We start from the raw sequence: 18,178 nt of genomic DNA on the forward strand, positions 1-18,178 counted from the left end.
CATCATGCGCAGCGCTGCGCCGCTCACTGCCAATGCCAATCGTTTTAATCGGCTCCTGCTCGGCGCTTCGGCCGGTGCTTTGTGCATCGCCGCGCTGACCACGCCCGCCTTCGCGCAGACGACCACCGATCCCGACCAGAGCGCCAGTTCGCCGACCGGCGCGGTCGCAGGCCAGGGTACGGCCGGCTCGGCCACGCCGCGCACCAGCGCCAGTGTCGAGGCCCCCGGCGCGCAGCCGCCCGCGGGCGATGACATCGACAGCGGCAAGGAAGTCGTCGTCACCGGCATCCGCCAGAGCCTGGCGAATGCGCAGTCGATCAAGCGCAATTCCGACACCGTCGTCGACGCGATCACCGCGTCCGACATCGGCGCGCTGCCCGACCGTTCGGTCACCGAAGCGCTCCAGCGCGTGCCCGGCGTGTCGATCAGCCGCTTCGCCGCCGCCAACGATCCCGACCACTTCTCGGTCGAAGGCTCGGGCGTCGCGGTGCGCGGCCTGACCTTCGTCCGCTCCGAGTTCAACGGGCGCGACACCTTCTCGGCCGGTATCGGCGGCCAGGCGATCAACTTCTCGGACGTCCCCGCCGAACTGCTCGGCTCGGTCGAGGTGTACAAGAACGCCACCGCCGAACTGATCGAGGGCGGCCTGGCCGGTACGGTCAACCTGAACACCCGCAAGCCGTTCGATAACAAGGGCTTCCACCTGGGCTTCACCGCCGAGGGCAATTATGGCGACTTCAAGAAGAAGTGGTCGCCGACCGGCTCGCTGTTCGTCAGCGATACCTGGGATACGGGTATCGGCCGCTTCGGCCTGCTCGGCAACGTGTCGTACTCGCGCGTGCAGAGCCGCGCGGACAGCATCCGCATCACCAACATCCAGACCCGCGACAACACGCTGGCGCTGGCGGCCAACTCGACCACGGCGCAGAACTGCCGCAACCCGCTGCCCGGCACGGTCGACCAGACCACGCTGCCCGCCAATGCGGCGGCTTGCGGCACAGCTGGCACGCCGGGTGCGGACGGCTTCCTCGATCCGGCATCACTGCGCTATGCACCCATCGGCGGCCAGTTCGCGACGCAGGAGTTCGACCGCAAGCGTGACGGTATCGCGCTGGCCGGTCAGTGGCAGAGCACCGACGAGCGGACCGTCCTGACCGCGCAGTTCCTGCGTACGCACACGGTCAACAATACCTCGGAGCGGACCTTCGAGACCGCGCCGGATCTGTCGGAATATAATACCTATCCGATTGGTTGCGTCCAGAACAACGCTGGCCCCAGCGGCTCGACGATCGCGCAGTGCCCGACCGGTTCGACGAAGAATTACGTCTATGACGCGGGCGGCCTGTTCCAGTCGGGCTACATTACCGCGCCGGGCAATGGCTATCGCTCGGCATGCAGCGGTCAGGCGACCTGCTGGGTCCCGACCGGCGGTACGCAGCAGTCGCTGGCGCGCGGTATGACCCGCGACGAGAATACCGTCACCGATTTCGGTCTGAACCTGAAGACTCAGCTGGACGATCACTGGTCGGTCAACCTGGATGGCGACTATACCCGCGCCAAGAAGACCAGCACCGATTTCCGGGTGTTCGGTTCGACCTTCGCCGACTCCGAGCTGGATTTGAGCGGCAATCTACCGGTCGTGATCCCGCACAAGCCCTCGACGCTCCAGGCGAGCTGGGCGACGCCGAACCCGACGCTGAACCAGCAGAACGACGCGCAGTATTTTGCCAACCGCAACGTCCAGTTCTGGCGCGCGGCGATGGACCATCTCGAAGACAGCAAGGGTCGTGAATACGCCTTCAAGGCGGATGTCGACTACAAGTTCGACGACGGCAGCTTCTATCACGCACGCCAAGTTCGGCGCGCGTTATGCCGACCGTGCGTCCGAAGTACGCTACACCACTTATAATTGGGGTGCGCTCAGCGAAGTCTGGGGCGGCGGCGCCAATCCGGTGTCGTTCGCGGATCAGTCGGCGAACAGCAGCTTCTATTCCTTCCCCAATTTCTTCCGGGGCGCAGCGAACGGTCCGTCGGGCGCATATTATTATGATGGCAATCTGACCGGCCAGTATGGCCAGTCAGCGGCGTTCTTCAATTCGATCGGTCAGACGTGGCAGCAGCGTGTCCGCGATGCGGCGCGTGCCAGTGCGGTTTCGGCTGCTTTGACGGCGGGCCAGACGCAGGCGCAGGCCAATGCGGCAGGCGATCTGGCGGCGGCGAACGCCAATCCGCCGACCGTCTTTGCACCGCTGGCGCAGCGTGCGGGCGTCGTCGCGGGTACGCCGTACCTGCCGTCTGAAATCCAGCTGGTGGATCAGCAGGACAAGAATGCCTATGCGCAGCTGAACTTCGCGACGCCGGGCAATCTGTTCGGCAATGTGCGGATGAGCGGCAATGTCGGCGTTCGCTATGTGTTGACCAACGTAACATCGTCGGGCTCGATCGGTGCACCGACGCGCCAGGAAACCGGTACGACCGACGCCTTCGCCAGCCGCTGCGCCATCACGACGACGACGCGTCCGGATGGCTCGGTCGTCACGGGTCGTCCCACCGGCATCTGTCAGCTGGGTGAGGCCGCCTACAACAATATCGCCGCCTTCTCGACCGGCGTGACCTTGCCCGATACGGCGCGCAGCCAGTATCATTACTTCCTGCCCAGCGCGAACCTGAAGTTCGGCATCGGGCGCGACGTGGTGCTGCGTCTGGCGGCGTCGAAGGTCATGACCCGTCCGGACTTTGCGAACATCCGCAACTTCCTGCAGCTGGGCTTCGACGCCAATAGCGGGCAGATCACGGCGACGGCGGGCAACCCGTATCTCAAGCCCGCGACCGCGTGGCAGTTCGACGCCACCGTCGAGTGGTATTTCGCCCGCGTCGGTCAGCTGTCGGTCGACGTCTTCTACAAGTCGGTGAAGAACTTCTTCTACCAGTCGGTCACCAACCGGAACATCACCAGCAACGGCATCACCCAGTCGGTGCTGGTCCGCGGGCCGTCCAACTTTGACGGCACCGGCAAGATCAAGGGCGTCGAGGTTGCCTATCAGCAGACCTTCGACTTCCTGCCGGGTCTGCTCAGCGGGTTCGGTGCCAGCGGCAGCTACACCTATATCGACAGCTCGGGCCTGCCCAACTCGTTCCTGAACGGTGGCGCGCCTGCCAGCACGTCGAACATCAAGCCGGGCAACATCCCGCTTGAAGGTCTGTCGAAGCACACGGTCAACGCCGCGCTGTTCTACGAAAAGGGCCCGATCTCGCTGCGTGCGGCCTATAACTGGCGTTCCAAGTATCTGCTGACCCCGGCAGACGTGATCTTCCCGTACACCTCCATCTATCAGGATGCGGGCGGGCAGCTGGACGCGTCGGCGTTCATCAACCTGAACAAGTATCTGAAGATCGGCGTGCAGGGCGTGAACCTGGCCAATCAGGTCGTCCGGACCGAGCAGGCCTATATCAGTGGCTCGACCGCCACTGCGCCGCGCTCGTACATCGTCAACGACCGCCGCTTCTCGTTCGCGCTTCGCGGCACCTTCTGATCGGGTTTACCGGCCGGACTCTTCGGGGTTCGGCCGGGATGGCCGACCAAAAAACCGCCCGCTTCCATTTTGGAGGCGGGCGGTTTTTTTGATCGGGAAACCCCATCATCCGTTCAGCCTGAGCGAAGTCGAAGGCCAAAGGAGCACATCCGCCAAGAGGCGCGTCCGGGACGTGCACTTCGACTTCGCTCAGTGCGAACGGGGTGAGGAGCGGGAGTGGGTCGGGGCGTACGCGCGCCGCCCGACCACCTGATCAGTTGCGCGGCAGCTTCGACCGGTCGAACCCCGGCCCCAGGTCGATCAGGAACGCCGGTCCTACCTCGATCACCTGCTTGGCCCCGGCCAACTGCACCGAGATGTTCGCCTTGCCCGCCGCATAGGCCTGGGTCGCTACGCCCGAGACATAATAACGCTTCCAGCTCGGCCCGACCTGCACCGGCTCGGTCGCGATCGGAGTATAGGGCGCCTCGGAGCCGCCCGCGCCGACGGGGATCGTCACCGGCGCGGCGTCGGTGGCGCCCGGCGCGCGTAGGAAGACCATGACCAGCATCGTGTCGCCCGCCGCGATCGGCTTGATCGTGGGATAGGCCGCACCGCTGTCCCAGGGATTAGCGCCCGCCTTGCTGACCTTGATCTGCACGGCATTGCCGCCGGGAACCTCGGGGGCGGGGACCTGCCTGGCGGTCTGGTTGGGGCCATAGGGGGCCCAGCCGATGCCGGGCGCGTTGACCGCCTTGTCGAAGATACTGGGCTGAGCCGCCGCGCTGGGGGCCGCCTGGACGCCCGCTCCCGCTGGCAGGGCCGCGATCAGCAGCGCCACACATCCGATCATGATCCTTCTCCTCCTCTTTCGGCCGGTTTGTCCGGTCCGTCCACAAAAACGATTGTATCCGATGGGTTAGGAAAAGCCCGGCCCCCTAGGGGGAGCCGGGCTCGATCTTACTGTCCGACGATCTTGACCAGGGGCTCGACCGACTGGCCCGTGGGCAGGCGACCGCTGGCGGTCAGGCGGCGGGCGCTATCGTCCCAGCGCAATGTCGCGCTGCGTCCGCCCGTCTTGCGCCAGGCGTTGGTGGTTCCGTCATCGTCATAGAGGGTGAAGCTGGCATCGCGGCCCGGATAGACGCGGATGCTCTCCAGGTTTTGCGCGGTCGCGGTGCTGGGCACGGACACGCCCATCGGCACGATCGAGCCTGCTCGCACGAACAGCGGAATATGGTCGATCGGGGCCGCCGCCTCGATCCACTGGCCGCCGGTGTAACGCTTGTCGGTCCACCAGTCATACCAGTCCGTGCCCGAGGGCAGATAGACCCGACGCGACGTCTGGCCCTGTTCGGTGACGGGCGCGACCAGGAAGGCGGGGCCGAACATATATTCGTCGCCCAGATCCTTCACCGCCGGATCGTTGGGGAAGTCCATGAACAGCGCGCGCATGAAGGGCGCGCCGGTCTGGCTGGTCTGCCGCCCCAGTGCGTAGAGATAGGGCATCAGCGCGTAACGCAGGCGTAGGGTGTTCGCGAGAATGGGCTCGGCGGCGGTGCCATAGTCCCACAGCGCGGTGCCCGGCCGCTGGCCATGGATGCGCAGCGTGGGCGTGAAGGCGTTATACTGGAACCAGCGGACGAACAGCTCCGGATAGTCGCGATAGGACGGCGCCATCGCGGTCGCGCCTGCCGGGTCGACCAGCACCTGCGCTCGCGCCTCCGGCCCGTTGGGCCATTGCCAGCCGCCCGTATCGCTCGACCAGTATGCGATGCCGCTGGCCGTCATACCCAGGCCTGCGGGCACCTGCCGACGCAGCGCTTCCCAGTTGGACTGCACGTCCGACGACCAGAACAGGCAGCCATTGGCCTGCGTGCCCAGATAGGCGGCGCGGCACAGGATCAGGTTGCGCTTGTCCGGCCGATCACGCGCCGATCCTTCGGCGACGCTGGACGTATGGAGCAGTGGATAGACGTTGCGATAGCGATCGCCCGACCCGATGGCATAGAAATGCCCCTCGGGCACCAGGTCCGGCTCGGTCTCGTCCAGCCAGGCATAGTCGAAGCCCTGGGAAAAGATATTGTCGCGGATCTTGCCCCAGAACCAGGCGCGTGCCTCCGGATTGGTGCTGTCGATCAGCGCGCCCGCGCGGTCGGAGCGGATCGGCAGGCCGTCGACGGGATTGCCGTCCTTGTCCTTCATCAGCCAGCCCTTGGCGGCCAGCGCGTCGAACCAGCGGCTCTCGCGCTCGAAACGTGGCCAGATGCTGATGATGCTCTGCATCCCCATCGACTTGAGATGCGCGTTCATGCCCGCCGGATCGGGGAAGGCGGTGCGGTCGATGTCCAACTGCCCCATCCGCGTCCAGTAAAACCAGTCGAGCACCATGATGTCGAGCGGCAGGCCGCGCTTGCGATAGCCGTCGGCGATCTCGGTCAGCTGGCCTTGTGTCTCGTAGCGCGCCTTGCTCTGAATCAGGCCGAAAGCGGCCTTGGGCGGCAGCGGCGTCGCACCGGTCAGGCGGGCGTAACCGGCATACAGCTCGTCGGTGGTGCGCCCTGCGATCACGAAGAAGGACACCCGCTCGCCGACATTGGAGGCGAACTTCGTGGCGTTCAGCAGGCCCGGCGAGACGGTGGTCGCGGACGGATTGTCCCACAGGATCGCATAGCCCTTGTCCGTCACCATGAACGGCACGCAGACCGACTCGCCGCCGGGGCGGTCATAGTCATGGCGGCAGTCGATCGTCCGGCCGCGAAGGTCGAGAACGCCGTCCTGATATTGGCCCAGGCCGTAATAATGGGTGTCGGGCGTGTCGGAAAAGCTGGCGCCGACGCGGAAGGTCTTTTCGTCCGAGACGGTGTGCGGCGCCTTCTCCCAGCCGTTCATCCGGGTCAGCATCTTGCCGTCTGCACCGGCAAAGCTGATCGACACGGGGGGCAGCGACGGCGCGAAATAGCGCTCCATCTGGCTGGGCGGCTTCGGCCAGGGCTGGGCGGCGACGGTGACGGTCATGCTGGACGAGATGAAGACGTCCCCACCGGCATCGGCACGGTGCGACCAGCCGTTCGCGTCGCTTTTGGCGACCAGGCCATAGCCGGGCTTGGCTTCTGCCTCGGCGCGGTCGGTGGCGATGGTGACGCGGACGATGCCGGGGGCATAGGGCTCGACCGAGACGAGCGCGCCGTTACGCTCGACGGTGGCAATCGGATCGGCCGCCAAGGCGACAGGGGCGACGCCCGCGAGCAGCGCAGATGCGGCGCAGGCCCACCGCCAACGACCGCCGGACACCGTGGCGCGCGCTTTGCCCCGCATGTAACATCCCCCCAATAACGCAAATCATTTGTGTGATCGCTACCCTATCGCTGCTCCATCGGGCGGGGAAGAGGAAATGGAGGTCAGGCGCGGAACGGATCGCTGACCGTTGCACGGCCGGGCCGGTCATGGCGTCCGGCCAGCCGCAGGCGATAATGCGGGTCGCCGGCGCGGGTGAGCGTCACATCGTACCAGCCGAGATCGGCGTCGAGCGACCAGCGGTGGCGACCGGGCCCCAGCGGGCGGGGTGAGGGCGGCGCCTTGCCGGGTTCGAGGCGGAGGATCGACAGATCGTCCAGGCCGGGCGGGACGGTCAGGATCAGGCCATCGTCGCCGACGACGTGCTGTACATTGGCCATTCCATCACGTCCGGCAAAATGACGGTGGAAGCCGTTCGGGCCGAGCACCCACAGGTCATGGGCGGTCGGCCAGACATCCTCGATCTGCGTGCCTGCGGCCAGCACATAGCGGCGCGGCACCCGGTCGAGCGCGTGCCGGTCATAGACATGGAAGACCGCCCCCGCGCCCTCCGCCCGGAAGCGCAGGCGAACGTTCGCCGGATCGGCGATCCGTTGCACGTCGAGGCGATAGGGCAGGGGACGGGCGCGGCGGATACCGGGTTCCTGGGCAGGCGCACCGGGCGAGGCGGGAGCTTGCGGGCTGACCTGCCCCTTAATCGCGGCGGCGCGCACCGCCTGCTCGCGCGGATCGGGCAGGCTGGGCGTCGCGGTATCGCTCCCGGCAAAGTCGAACGCGCTGGTCAGGTCGCCGCACACCGCGCGCCGCCAGGGCGCGATATTGGGTTCGTGAAAGCCGAAACGTGTCTCTAGAAAGCGGATGACGCTGCTGTGGTCGAACGCTTCCGAATTGACCCAGCCGCCCCGGCTCCAGGGCGAGACGACATACATGGGCACACGCGGGCCCATGCCATAGGGGCGGCCGCGATAGGCGGGCTTGTCGACATCCGCGTCTCCGGTCGAGGCCATGTCATGATAGGCCCCCGCCAGATCGACCGTCGACCCGCCCAGCGCTTTGCCATCGGGCCCGCGCGACGGCGGGGCGGGCGGCGGGACATGGTCGAAAAAGCCGTCATTCTCGTCGAACATCACGAACAGCGCGGTGCGTGCCCACACCTTCGGATCGGCGGTCAGCGCGTCGAGCAGTTCGGCGGTATAGGCCGCGCCCTGCGCCGGACTGGAGGGGTTGGGATGCTCCGACCCGCCGGCGGTGGCGATGACATAGGACACCTGTGGCAAGCGCCCGGCCAGCACATCGGCCTTCAACGCGTCCAGCCCGCGCGTGGTCAGCGCCCGGTCCTTCAGCGCCGGATCGCCGCGCCCATGATACGCCTCGCGATAGGTGTGGAAGCCGACCAGCGGGTTGTCGGTGAAATTGTCGGCCATGTCCTGATAGATGCGCCAGTCGATCCCCGCCGCCTGCATCCGTTCCGGCACGGTGGTCCAGCGATAAGGATCGGCCGCACCGCCATTCTCGACGAAGCTGTCATGCGAATTGCCGATCGCCGGGCCGCCCGCCTGGCCGCCAGGGTCGTTGGTGCCGGTCCACAGGAACAGCCGGTTGGTATTGGTCCCCGTCTGCACCGCGCAGTGATAGGCGTCGCAGAGGGTGAAGGCCTCGGCCAGCGCGAACTGGAAGGGCAGGTCGGCACGGGCATAATGACCCATGGCGCGCTGGTGCTTGGCTTCGGGCCAGTGCGCCATGCGGCCCTCGTCCCAGGCGGCCTGCGCATCGGGCCAGCTATGCGGCGTGCCCTCCATGCGCATCAGGGCGAACTCTTTGTCGGTGTCGAGGTGGAAGGGCGAGACGAGGCGGGGGCCGCCTTCGGCCTTGCGGTCCAGTTGCTGCCAGACGCTGCGGGGTTCGCCGTCCGATGACGCCACCGGGATGGGAAAGCGGTCCCCGAACCCACGCACGCCGCGCATCGTGCCGAAATAATGATCGAAGCCGCGATTTTCCTGCATCAGGATGACGACATGCTCGACGTCGCGGATCGTGCCGGTCCGCCGGTCGGGTGCGATGGCGGCGGCGCGGGCGATCGCGGGGGGCAGGGCGGCGGCACCGGTCAGGGCGGCACCGGCGGAGAGCAGGGAACGACGGGAGAAGGTGACCATGTCCCGCCATGGCCGAGATCGTTGACGTTTTGGTGACGCCGTTCTCTTCCTCCCCTGCAAGGGGAGGTGGCGCGCGCAGCGCGTCGGAGGGGTGTCCCGCTTGGTGAAGTTTCGCCACCCTCGCGACCGGTGACACCCCTCCACCAGCTTCGCTGGTCCCCCTCCCCTTGCAGGGGAGGAATGTGAGAAGTCACTATATGCCGTCTATATGCGAAACCGGGGGATCGCCCTCGAATTGCTACGCCCCTCGGGCCTAATTGCTTGGCCCTGGAGGTCGCCCACTCATCCCGGCGGCCTGTCCATAGGGGCATATATGAAGACCATCACCTTTTGCGCCGCCACGGCGCTGTTCGTGCTTCCGGCCGCCGCATCGGCGCAGACCGCCGAGACCGCGTCGCCGCCCGTCACCGTCAGCGGATCGGCCGCGATCGTCTCCGACTATCGCCTGCGCGGCATTTCGCAGTCGGACGAGCATATGGCGGTGCAGGCGGGCATCACGGCGACCCATGAGAGCGGCGTCTATGTCGGCACCTGGGCGTCGAACCTGGCGGGGTGGGGAACCTTCGGCGGCGCGAACATGGAGCTGGACCTGATCGGCGGCTACAAGACGAAGATCAGCCCGACCGGCACGCTGGACGTCGGGCTGACCTGGTACATGTATCCAGGCGGCGCGAACAAGACCGACTATGCCGAGCCCTTCGCCAAGCTGTCGGGCACGACCGGCCCGGTTTCGCTGACCGCCGGTATCGCCTATGCGCCGAAGCAGCAGGCGATCGGCAAGTGGTATAACAACGGTGCCAGTGCGGCGGCGGGTGTCTATGACCGTCCCGGCGCCAAGAGCGACAATCTCTATGTCTGGGGCGACGGCGCGGCGGCGATCTCCGGCACGCCGTTCACCGCCAAGGCGCATATCGGCCATAGCTGGGGCATGGACGGCCTTGGCCCCAACGCCACCGCGCCGACGCCGACCGGCGACTATTGGGACTGGTCGCTGGGCGCGGACACGAGCTGGCACAACCTGACGCTGGGTCTGGCCTGGGTCGACACCGACATTTCCAACCGCAAGGCTGCCTATCTCCGGCCGAGCTTCAGCAAGGGTCAGGACGGCACCGGCAATATCGCGGGCAGCACCTTCCTCGCCACCCTCACCGCCGGTTTCTGAGGAGCATCGCACATGGACGATCTGATCTGGTTGCTGGTCATGGCGGGGCTGGTGGCGGCGACGCTCGCCTATGCCCGCCTGTGCGACCATGCGTGAGGAGGGCTGAGCCATGACCCTCGACCTCTGGCTGGCGGCGCTGACCGCGCTCGGCCTTCTCGTCTATCTGGTGGCGGTGCTGATCCGCCCCGAACGCTTCTGAAGGGGGCGGCATTATGACGCTTCAAGGATGGGCCCTGATCCTGGGCTTCGTCGCGATCCTGCTCGCACTGACCAAACCGGTCGGCGCGTGGCTGTTCGCGCTCTATGAAGGGCGGCGCACGCCCCTGCATGTCGTGCTCGGTCCGGTCGAGCGCGGTTTCTACAAGATGGCGGGCATCGACCCGAACGCGCAGCAGGGCTGGCGCCGCTATGCGCTGCACATGCTGATCTTCAACGTCGCGTTGATGGTCTTCACCTATGCGGTGCTGCGCCTGCAATTCTACCTGCCCGGCAATCCGCAGGGGCTGGCCGGGCTGACCCCGCATCTGGCGTTCAACACCGCGATCAGCTTCACCACCAACACCAACTGGCAGAGCTATGGCGGCGAGTCGACCATGTCGAACCTGTCCCAGATGCTCGGCCTGACCATCCACAACTTCCTGTCGGCGGCGACCGGCATCGCGCTGGCCTTTGCGCTGTTCCGGGGTTTCGCGGGGCGCGAGACGAAGCATCTCGGCAATTTCTGGGCCGATGTCACGCGGATCACCCTGTACCTGCTGCTGCCGATCTGCGTCGTCTATACCCTGTTCCTGATCGCCAGCGGCGTGCCGCAGACCATGGCCGGTGTCGTCAACATCGACACGCTGGAGGGCGTGCGCCAGTCGATCCTGCTCGGCCCGGTGGCCAGCCAGGAAGCGATCAAGATGCTCGGCACCAATGGTGGCGGCTTCTTCAATGCCAACAGCGCGCATCCGTTCGAGAACCCGACCGCGCTGGTCAATTTCGTCCAGATGCTGTCGATCTTCGTCATCGGCTTCGGCCTGACCTGGTGCTTCGGCAAGGCGGTCGGCAATACGCGTCAGGGCTGGGCGATCCTGTCGGCCATGATCCTGCTGTTCCTGGGCGGCGCGGCCGTCTGTTACTGGGCGGAAGCGGCGGGCAACCCCGTGCTGCACCAGCTGGGCGTCGCGGGCGGAAACATGGAGGGCAAGGAGGTACGCTTCGGCGTCGCTGCTTCCGCCCTGTTCGCGGCCGTCACCACGGCGGCGTCGTGCGGCGCGGTCAATGCGATGCATGACAGCTTCACCGCGCTGGGCGGCATGATCCCGCTGTTCAACATGCAGCTGGGCGAGGTCGTCATCGGCGGCGTCGGCGCTGGCATCTACGGCTTCCTGCTGTTCGCCATCCTGGCCGTGTTCGTCGCAGGGCTCATGGTCGGTCGCACGCCCGAATATGTCGGCAAGAAGATCGAGAGCCGTGAGGTCAAGCTCGCCGTCCTCGCCATCGCCGTGCTGCCGCTGTTCGTCCTGGGGATGACCGCGCTGTCCTGCGTGACGGGGCAGGGGCTGGCGGGGCCGCTCAACAAGGGACCGCATGGTTTCGGCGAGATCCTCTATGCCTTCACCAGTGCGGTGGCGAACAACGGTTCGGCCTTTGGTGGCCTGACCGCCGCGACCCCCTGGTATGACGGCCTGCTGGGCGTCGCCATGTGGGTGGGCCGCTTCTTCATCATCGTGCCGATGCTCGCCATTGCCGGAAGCCTTGCCGCGAAAAAGCATGTCCCCGCATCGGCCGGGTCCTTCCCGACCACGGGTGTGCTGTGGGTCGGTCTGCTCGTCGGCATCGTGCTGGTGCTGGGCGGCCTGACCTTCCTGCCGAGCCTCGCCCTTGGTCCCATCGCCGATCATCTCGCGATGATCCGCGGTCAACTCTTCTGATCGGGAGCGCCAGTCGTGGCCAATTCCCCTACCAAGAGCCTGTTCACCGCCGAGCTGGTGCTCCCGGCGATCAAGGCCTCGTTCGTCAAACTTTCCCCACGCGAATTGATCCGCAATCCGGTGATGTTCGTGACCGCGGTGGTCGCCGCGCTCCTGACCGTCCTGCTCGTCGTCGGGCATGACGGGCTGACCACCGGCTTCAAGCTGCAACTGGTCGTCTGGCTGTGGCTGACCGTGTTGTTCGGCACCTTTGCCGAAGCCCTGGCGGAAGGGCGCGGCAAGGCGCAGGCGGCCTCGCTTCGCGCCGCCAAGGCCGAACTGACCGCCAAGCGGTTGAAGGGCGCTGGCCATGAGTGGGAGAATGTCCCCGCCAGCGCGCTGAAGATCGGCGACGTGGTGCTGGTCGAGACCGGCGACCTGATCCCCTCGGACGGCGAAGTCGTCGCGGGTGTTGCGAGCGTCAACGAAGCCGCGATCACCGGCGAGAGCGCACCCGTCATCCGCGAGGCGGGCGGCGACCGTTCGGCGGTGACGGCGGGCACGCGCGTCATCTCGGACGAAATCCGCGTCAAGGTGACGGTCAATCCGGGCCAGGGTTTCCTCGACCGCATGATCGCGCTGGTCGAGGGGGCCGAACGGCAGAAGACGCCGAACGAGGTGGCGCTGACCATATTGCTCGTCGGCCTGACCATCATCTTCCTGATCGCGGTCGGCACCATTCCGGGCTTTGCCTCCTTCGCGGGCGGCAGCATCCCGGTGGCGATCCTGGCGGCGCTGCTGATCACGCTGATCCCGACGACCATCGCGGCGTTGCTGTCGGCGATCGGTATCGCGGGCATGGACCGGCTCGTCCGCTTCAATGTGCTCGCCAAGTCGGGCCGTGCGGTCGAGGCGGCGGGCGACGTCGACGTGCTGCTGCTCGACAAGACGGGCACCATCACCATCGGCGACCGTCAGGCGAGCGAGTTCCGCGCCGTCGGTGGCTCGGATGTCGATGCGCTCGCCGAAGCCGCGCTGATGGCCAGCCTCGCCGACGAGACGCCCGAAGGCCGCTCGATCGTCGTCCTGGCGCGCGAGCAGTTCAAGGTGTCGGTCGCCAGCCTGCCTGCCGATGCCGAGATCATCCCCTTCACCGCCCAGACCCGCATCTCGGGCGTGAGGATCGGTGATCGGCTGATCCAGAAGGGCGCGGTCGACTCGATCCTGCGCGCCCATCCGGGCGTGGGTGAGACGGCGGCGGCGACCCAGCTGCGCCGCATCACCGACGAGATCGCGCGGGCGGGCGGCACGCCGCTGGCGGTGGCGGAGAATGGTCGCTTGCTCGGCGCCATCTTCCTGAAGGATGTGGTCAAGGCGGGCATTCGCGAACGCTTCGGCGAACTGCGTCGCATGGGCATCCGCACGGTGATGATCACCGGCGACAACCCCCTGACCGCCGCCGCCATCGCGGCCGAGGCGGGCGTGGACGACTTCCTCGCCCAGGCGACGCCGGAGGACAAGCTGGCGCTGATCCGCAAGGAACAGCAGGGCGGCAAGCTGGTCGCGATGTGCGGCGACGGCACCAACGATGCGCCGGCCCTGGCGCAGGCGGATGTCGGCGTCGCGATGAACACCGGCACCCAGGCCGCGCGCGAAGCGGGTAACATGGTCGATCTGGATAGCGATCCGACCAAGCTGATCGAGGTCGTCGGCCTCGGCAAGCAGTTGCTGATGACGCGCGGCGCGCTGACGACCTTCTCGGTCGCCAATGACGTGGCGAAATATTTCGCGATCATCCCGGCGATGTTCGTGGCGCTCTATCCGGGGCTCGGCGTGCTGAACGTCATGGGTCTGGCGACGCCGCAATCGGCGATCCTGAGCGCCATCATCTTCAACGCGCTGATCATCCCGCTGCTCGTGCCGCTGGCGCTGAAGGGCGTCGCCTACAAGCCAATGGGGGCGGGGCCGCTGCTCGCCCGCAACCTCGCCGTCTATGGCCTGGGCGGCCTGATCGCGCCGTTCGTCGGCATCAAGATCATCGACCTTGTGGTCGGTGGCCTCGGCCTCGCGTGAGTTGAGGATAACAGCCCCTCCCCTTCAGGGGAGGGGTTGGGGTGGGGCGTCGCCGCGAACGAAGCACTTGTGGGAACGCCCCACCCCCTACCGCTCCCCTGAGGGGGAGGGGCTTGAAGAAGGAAATATCATGAACACGGACATTACCTCCGCATTTCGGCCCGCGATCGTCATGACGATCCTGTTCGCGATCCTGCTCGGCTTGGTCTATCCTCTGGCGATGACCGGCATCGGACAGGCGATCTTCCCGCATCAGGCGAATGGCAGTTTGGTGCGCGTGGGGGCGCGCGTAATCGGCTCCGAGGTCGTCGGTCAGGCGTTCGTCAGCGATCGCTATTTCCAGACCCGTCCTTCAGCGGCGGGCAAGGGCTATGACGGGCTGGCCTCGTCGGGTTCCAACCTGGGGCCGACCTCGCAGGCACTGGCCGATCGGGTGAAGGCCGATGTCGCCAAGCGTCGTGCCGAGGGTGTGATGGGGCCGGTTCCCGCCGACCTCGTCACCACCAGCGGTTCGGGCCTGGACCCCGATCTGTCGCCCGAAGCTGCGCTGGCACAGGCCGCCCGCATCGCCCGCGTCCGGGGCCTGGGTGACGAGCAGGTTCGCGCGCTGGTCGTCGCGAAGACCGAGGACTCGGTGCTGGGTGACCCGCATGTCAACGTCCTCGCCCTCAATCGCGCACTGGACGCCGCTTCCAAGCGATGACGGGAGGCGAGCCGCGCCCCGACCCCGATGCCCTGCTGCGCGCCGCCGAGCGCGAGGGGCGCGGCCGCCTGAAAATCTTCCTGGGGGCAGCACCCGGCGTCGGCAAGACGTTCGAGATGCTGTCTGAGGGCGCCGCCCGCCGCCGCGACGGCGTCGACGTCGTCGTCGCGGTGGTCGAAACCCATGGCCGCGTCGAGACCGAGGCGCTGGTCCGGGGGCAGGAGGTGATGCCCCGCCGCGCCGTACCCTATGAGGGGCGGACGCTGCATGAGATGGACATCGACGCGGTGCTCGCCCGCGCGCCGCGTCTCGCGCTGGTCGACGAACTGGCGCACACCAATGCGCCGGGCAGCCGCCATCCCAAACGCTATCAGGATGTCGAGGAGCTGTTGGCGGCAGGGATCGACGTCTATTCCACCGTCAACATCCAGCACGTCGAGAGCCTGAACGACGTCGTTGCCAGCTTCACCCGCGTCCGCGTGCGCGAGACGGTGCCCGACCGCATATTGGAGGCCGCCGAGATCGAGGTGGTCGACATTCCCCCCGACGAACTGATCGAGCGGTTGAAGGCGGGCAAGGTCTATCTGCCGCAGGAAGCGACGCGCGCGCTGTCGCATTTCTTCTCGAAGTCCAACCTGTCGGCCTTGCGCGAACTAGCGCTGCGAAGGGCGGCGCAGGCGGTCGATGCGCAGATGCTCGACCATGTCCGGTCGCTGGGTGTCGGCGGACAATGGGCGGCGGGCGAGCGGCTGGTCGTCGCGGTCAGTGAACTGCCCGGTGCCGACGAACTGGTCCGCGCCGCCAAGCGCGCGGCGGATGCGCTCCGCGCGCCCTGGACCGCCTTGTTCATCGACACGCCGCGCACCGCGACGTTGGGCGAGGCGCAGCATCGGCGGCTGGCCGCGACCATGACGCTGGCGACACAGCTGGGCGCGGCGGTGGCGACCGTGCCCGCGCCCAGCGTGGTCGAGGGTATCCGCGCCTTCCTTACCGACGCCCGCGCCACGCAGCTGGTCGTCGGCAAGGCCAAGCGCTCGCGCTGGTTCGAGCTGCGCCATGGCTCGGTCGTTGACCGGCTGGTGCGCGAGACGCCGGGCGTCACCGTCCATGTCCTGCCGGTTGGTGAGGCCCCGGTCGAGCGCGAGCGGACCCGACGGCGCGGGCAATGGGGCTCACCCATCGGCTATGGGCTGACGCTGCTCGGTGTGGCGGCGGTGACAGCGCTGGCGAGCGCGCTGTTCCACATCCTGAACCTCGGCAATGTCGCTTTGCTCTATCTGTTGCCGGTCATGGCGGCGGCGAGCCTTTATGGCCTGCGCACGGGCTTGTTCGCGGGATTGGCGTCGAGCCTGGCCTACAACTTCTTCTTCCTGCCCCCTGTCGGCACGCTGAGCGTCAGCAATCCCGAAAACGTCATCTCGATCTTCGTCCTGCTGGGCGTCGCCGTCGCGACCAGCCAGTTGACCTCGCGCGTGCGGGCGCAGGCCGACCTCGCAGCGGCGAGTGCGCGGGACAATGCGACTCTGGCTGGCTTCCTCCACCGCCTGAGTGGTATGGCCGACCCGGCCGAGGCGTCGCGTGTCATTTGCGAAGACATCGCCAGGCTGTTCGACGTGCAGGCGGTGTTGCTCACCCCGTCGCCCGCCGGGCTGGCGGTACAGGCGGCGACCAAACCCGATTACCGGCTGGAGACCATGGAGATGGCCGCCGCCCACTGGGCATTCGACACCGGCACGCCCGCGGGCAAGGGCTCGGCGACGCTGGCCGCGTCCGAATGGCTGTTCCAGCCGTTGAAGGCGGGCAACCGGACGCTCGCCGTGTTGGGGCTGGCGCGGGAGGCCGGGGGCGAGCCGGTGCGGGCCGACCGCCTGCCGTTGTTGACCGGATTGATCGACCAGGCCGCGCTGATCCTCGAACGGCTGCGGCTGGAGGCGGAAGTGCGCGACGTCGATGCGGTGCGTACCCGCGACCGGCTCCGGGCGGCACTGTTGTCTTCGGTCAGCCATGATCTGCGCACGCCGCTGACCGCCGTGATGGCCGCCGCGGCACAACTGCGGCAGGGCGCAACGCCCGAGCTGATTTCGACCATCGAGGGGGAGGCGGCGCGGCTCAATCGCTTCGTCGCCAATCTGCTCGACATGGCGCGGGTCGAGGCGGGGGCGCTCAAGCTGAAGATCGAGGCGATCGACCTGAGCGATGCCGTGACCGGCGCTGCGCATGATGCCCGCCGCGCGCTGGAGGGGCATTCGGTACGTCTCGACGTGCCGCCCGATCTGCCTTTGGTCCGTGCCGATCCACAACTGCTGCATCACTGCCTGCTCAACCTGCTCGACAATGCCGGGCGCTATGGAGATCCGGGGACCGAGATCGTGATCGAGGGGCGGCACCGCCACGGCACCTTGCGTCTGTCGGTCCTCGACCATGGCCCCGGCCTGCCGCCCGGCCGTGAAGCGGAAGTGTTCGAGACGTTCCGGCGGCTGGAAGGCTCGGACCGGGTCGCGGGCGGCACGGGTCTCGGCCTCGCCATCGTCAAGGCCTTTGCCGAGGCCATGGGTCTGGGCGTAGAGGCGGGCAACCGCGAGGATGGCGAGGGCGCGGCCTTCGCGCTCTGCTTCCCGCGCGACCATATCATGCGCGACCTTATCATGTGTGATGGGGCGCCGGAGGGAATGGCCTGATGCCCGCGACGATCCTAGTGGTGGATGATGAAGTTGCGATCCGTCGCCTGCTGCGCAACACGCTGGAGCAGGCGGGGCATCTGGTGGTCGAGGCGCGCGACGGACGCGAGGCGCTGGCGCGCGCGGCGGCGGACCATCCCGACGCGGTGCTGCTCGACCTGGGGCTGCCCGACCGTGACGGGCTGAGCCTGATCCCGCTGTTGCGCGGGGCGGAACGGGTGATCCTGGTCGTCTCGGCGCGCGAGGCGACCGAGGAGAAGGTCGCCGCGCTCGACTTGGGCGCGGACGATTATGTCACCAAGCCGTTCGACACAGACGAATTGCTGGCGCGGTTGCGCGTGGCGTTGCGGCACCGACGTGCGGCAGAGGCGGTGCCGAGTGTGGTGAAGACCGGCGATCTGGCGATCGATCTCGACCGGCGCATCGTGACGCGGGGTGGCGAGGAACAGCATCTGACGCGCAAGGAATATGACGTGCTGGCCGTGCTGGCGCGCCATCCCGGCCGGGTGGTGACGCATGACAAGATCATCGACGCCGCCTGGGGCGGGGATGAGGACCCGCGTATCGATTATCTGCGCATCGTGGTGCGCAACCTGCGCCAGAAGCTGGAGGCGCCACAGCCGGTCGGGAGTGTCATCGCGAACGAACTGGGTGTGGGGTATCGGTTGCGGGTGGAGGGGTAAGTACGCCTCGTTCCCCGGCGAA

General features: G+C 67.2%; 12 protein-coding genes. 9 read left to right on the forward strand and 3 right to left on the reverse strand.

The window, feature by feature from the left end:
* The first annotated feature begins 4 nt into the window (after window positions 1–4).
* Window positions 5–1,909: a TonB-dependent receptor plug domain-containing protein gene (locus tag GGQ89_RS19975; RefSeq protein WP_240456452.1), complete on the forward strand. Its 1,905-nt coding sequence runs from the start codon at window positions 5–7 to the stop codon at window positions 1,907–1,909.
* Window positions 1,809–3,533 carry a TonB-dependent receptor gene (locus GGQ89_RS19980; protein ID WP_240456451.1) on the forward strand — a complete coding sequence of 575 codons (1,725 nt, stop codon included), beginning with the start codon at window positions 1,809–1,811 and terminating at the stop codon, window positions 3,531–3,533. Before GGQ89_RS19975 ends, GGQ89_RS19980 begins: the two co-directional genes overlap by 101 nt.
* Window positions 3,534–3,786: 253 nt before the next feature.
* Here GGQ89_RS19980 and GGQ89_RS07235 read toward each other — a convergent pair whose 3' ends face one another.
* The 3 genes from GGQ89_RS07235 to GGQ89_RS07245 form a co-directional block, all read right to left on the reverse strand.
* On the reverse strand, window positions 3,787–4,365 hold the full coding sequence (locus GGQ89_RS07235; RefSeq protein ID WP_184105247.1) for a carbohydrate binding domain-containing protein: 579 nt from the start codon (window positions 4,363–4,365) through the stop codon (window positions 3,787–3,789).
* 107 nt (window positions 4,366–4,472) lie between these two features.
* Window positions 4,473–6,830, reverse strand: coding sequence for a glycoside hydrolase family 31 protein (locus GGQ89_RS07240; RefSeq protein ID WP_221238886.1), 2,358 nt, complete (start codon window positions 6,828–6,830; stop codon window positions 4,473–4,475).
* Between the two features lie 83 nt (window positions 6,831–6,913).
* Window positions 6,914–8,962: a phosphocholine-specific phospholipase C gene (locus GGQ89_RS07245; RefSeq protein ID WP_184105248.1), complete on the reverse strand. Its 2,049-nt coding sequence runs from the start codon at window positions 8,960–8,962 to the stop codon at window positions 6,914–6,916.
* 313 nt (window positions 8,963–9,275) lie between these two features.
* Between GGQ89_RS07245 and GGQ89_RS07250 the strand changes: the two genes are divergently transcribed.
* From GGQ89_RS07250 to GGQ89_RS07280, 7 genes are all read left to right on the forward strand, one after another.
* Window positions 9,276–10,124, forward strand: a complete 849-nt coding sequence (locus tag GGQ89_RS07250) for a TorF family putative porin (RefSeq protein WP_184105249.1) — start codon at window positions 9,276–9,278, stop codon at window positions 10,122–10,124.
* A 109-nt stretch (window positions 10,125–10,233) separates the two neighbouring features.
* Window positions 10,234–10,323, forward strand: a complete 90-nt coding sequence (gene kdpF, locus GGQ89_RS07255) for a K(+)-transporting ATPase subunit F (protein WP_037531783.1) — start codon at window positions 10,234–10,236, stop codon at window positions 10,321–10,323.
* 13 nt (window positions 10,324–10,336) lie between these two features.
* Complete coding sequence (gene kdpA, locus GGQ89_RS07260; protein ID WP_184105250.1) at window positions 10,337–12,040, forward strand: potassium-transporting ATPase subunit KdpA; 1,704 nt, start codon at window positions 10,337–10,339, stop codon at window positions 12,038–12,040.
* A 15-nt stretch (window positions 12,041–12,055) separates the two neighbouring features.
* Window positions 12,056–14,092 carry a potassium-transporting ATPase subunit KdpB gene (kdpB, locus tag GGQ89_RS07265; protein WP_184105251.1) on the forward strand — a complete coding sequence of 679 codons (2,037 nt, stop codon included), beginning with the start codon at window positions 12,056–12,058 and terminating at the stop codon, window positions 14,090–14,092.
* A gap of 130 nt (window positions 14,093–14,222) precedes the next feature.
* Window positions 14,223–14,795, forward strand: a complete 573-nt coding sequence (gene kdpC, locus GGQ89_RS07270) for a potassium-transporting ATPase subunit KdpC (RefSeq protein ID WP_184105252.1) — start codon at window positions 14,223–14,225, stop codon at window positions 14,793–14,795.
* Window positions 14,792–17,473: a sensor histidine kinase gene (locus GGQ89_RS07275; protein WP_184105253.1), complete on the forward strand. Its 2,682-nt coding sequence runs from the start codon at window positions 14,792–14,794 to the stop codon at window positions 17,471–17,473. The genes kdpC and GGQ89_RS07275 overlap by 4 nt, the downstream gene beginning before the upstream one ends.
* Window positions 17,473–18,156 carry a response regulator transcription factor gene (locus tag GGQ89_RS07280; RefSeq protein ID WP_184105254.1) on the forward strand — a complete coding sequence of 228 codons (684 nt, stop codon included), beginning with the start codon at window positions 17,473–17,475 and terminating at the stop codon, window positions 18,154–18,156. Before GGQ89_RS07275 ends, GGQ89_RS07280 begins: the two co-directional genes overlap by 1 nt.
* Window positions 18,157–18,178: the final 22 nt, after the last annotated feature.

This window comes from Sphingomonas yabuuchiae (assembly GCF_014199595.1).
GTDB classification, from domain to species: domain Bacteria; phylum Pseudomonadota; class Alphaproteobacteria; order Sphingomonadales; family Sphingomonadaceae; genus Sphingomonas; species Sphingomonas yabuuchiae.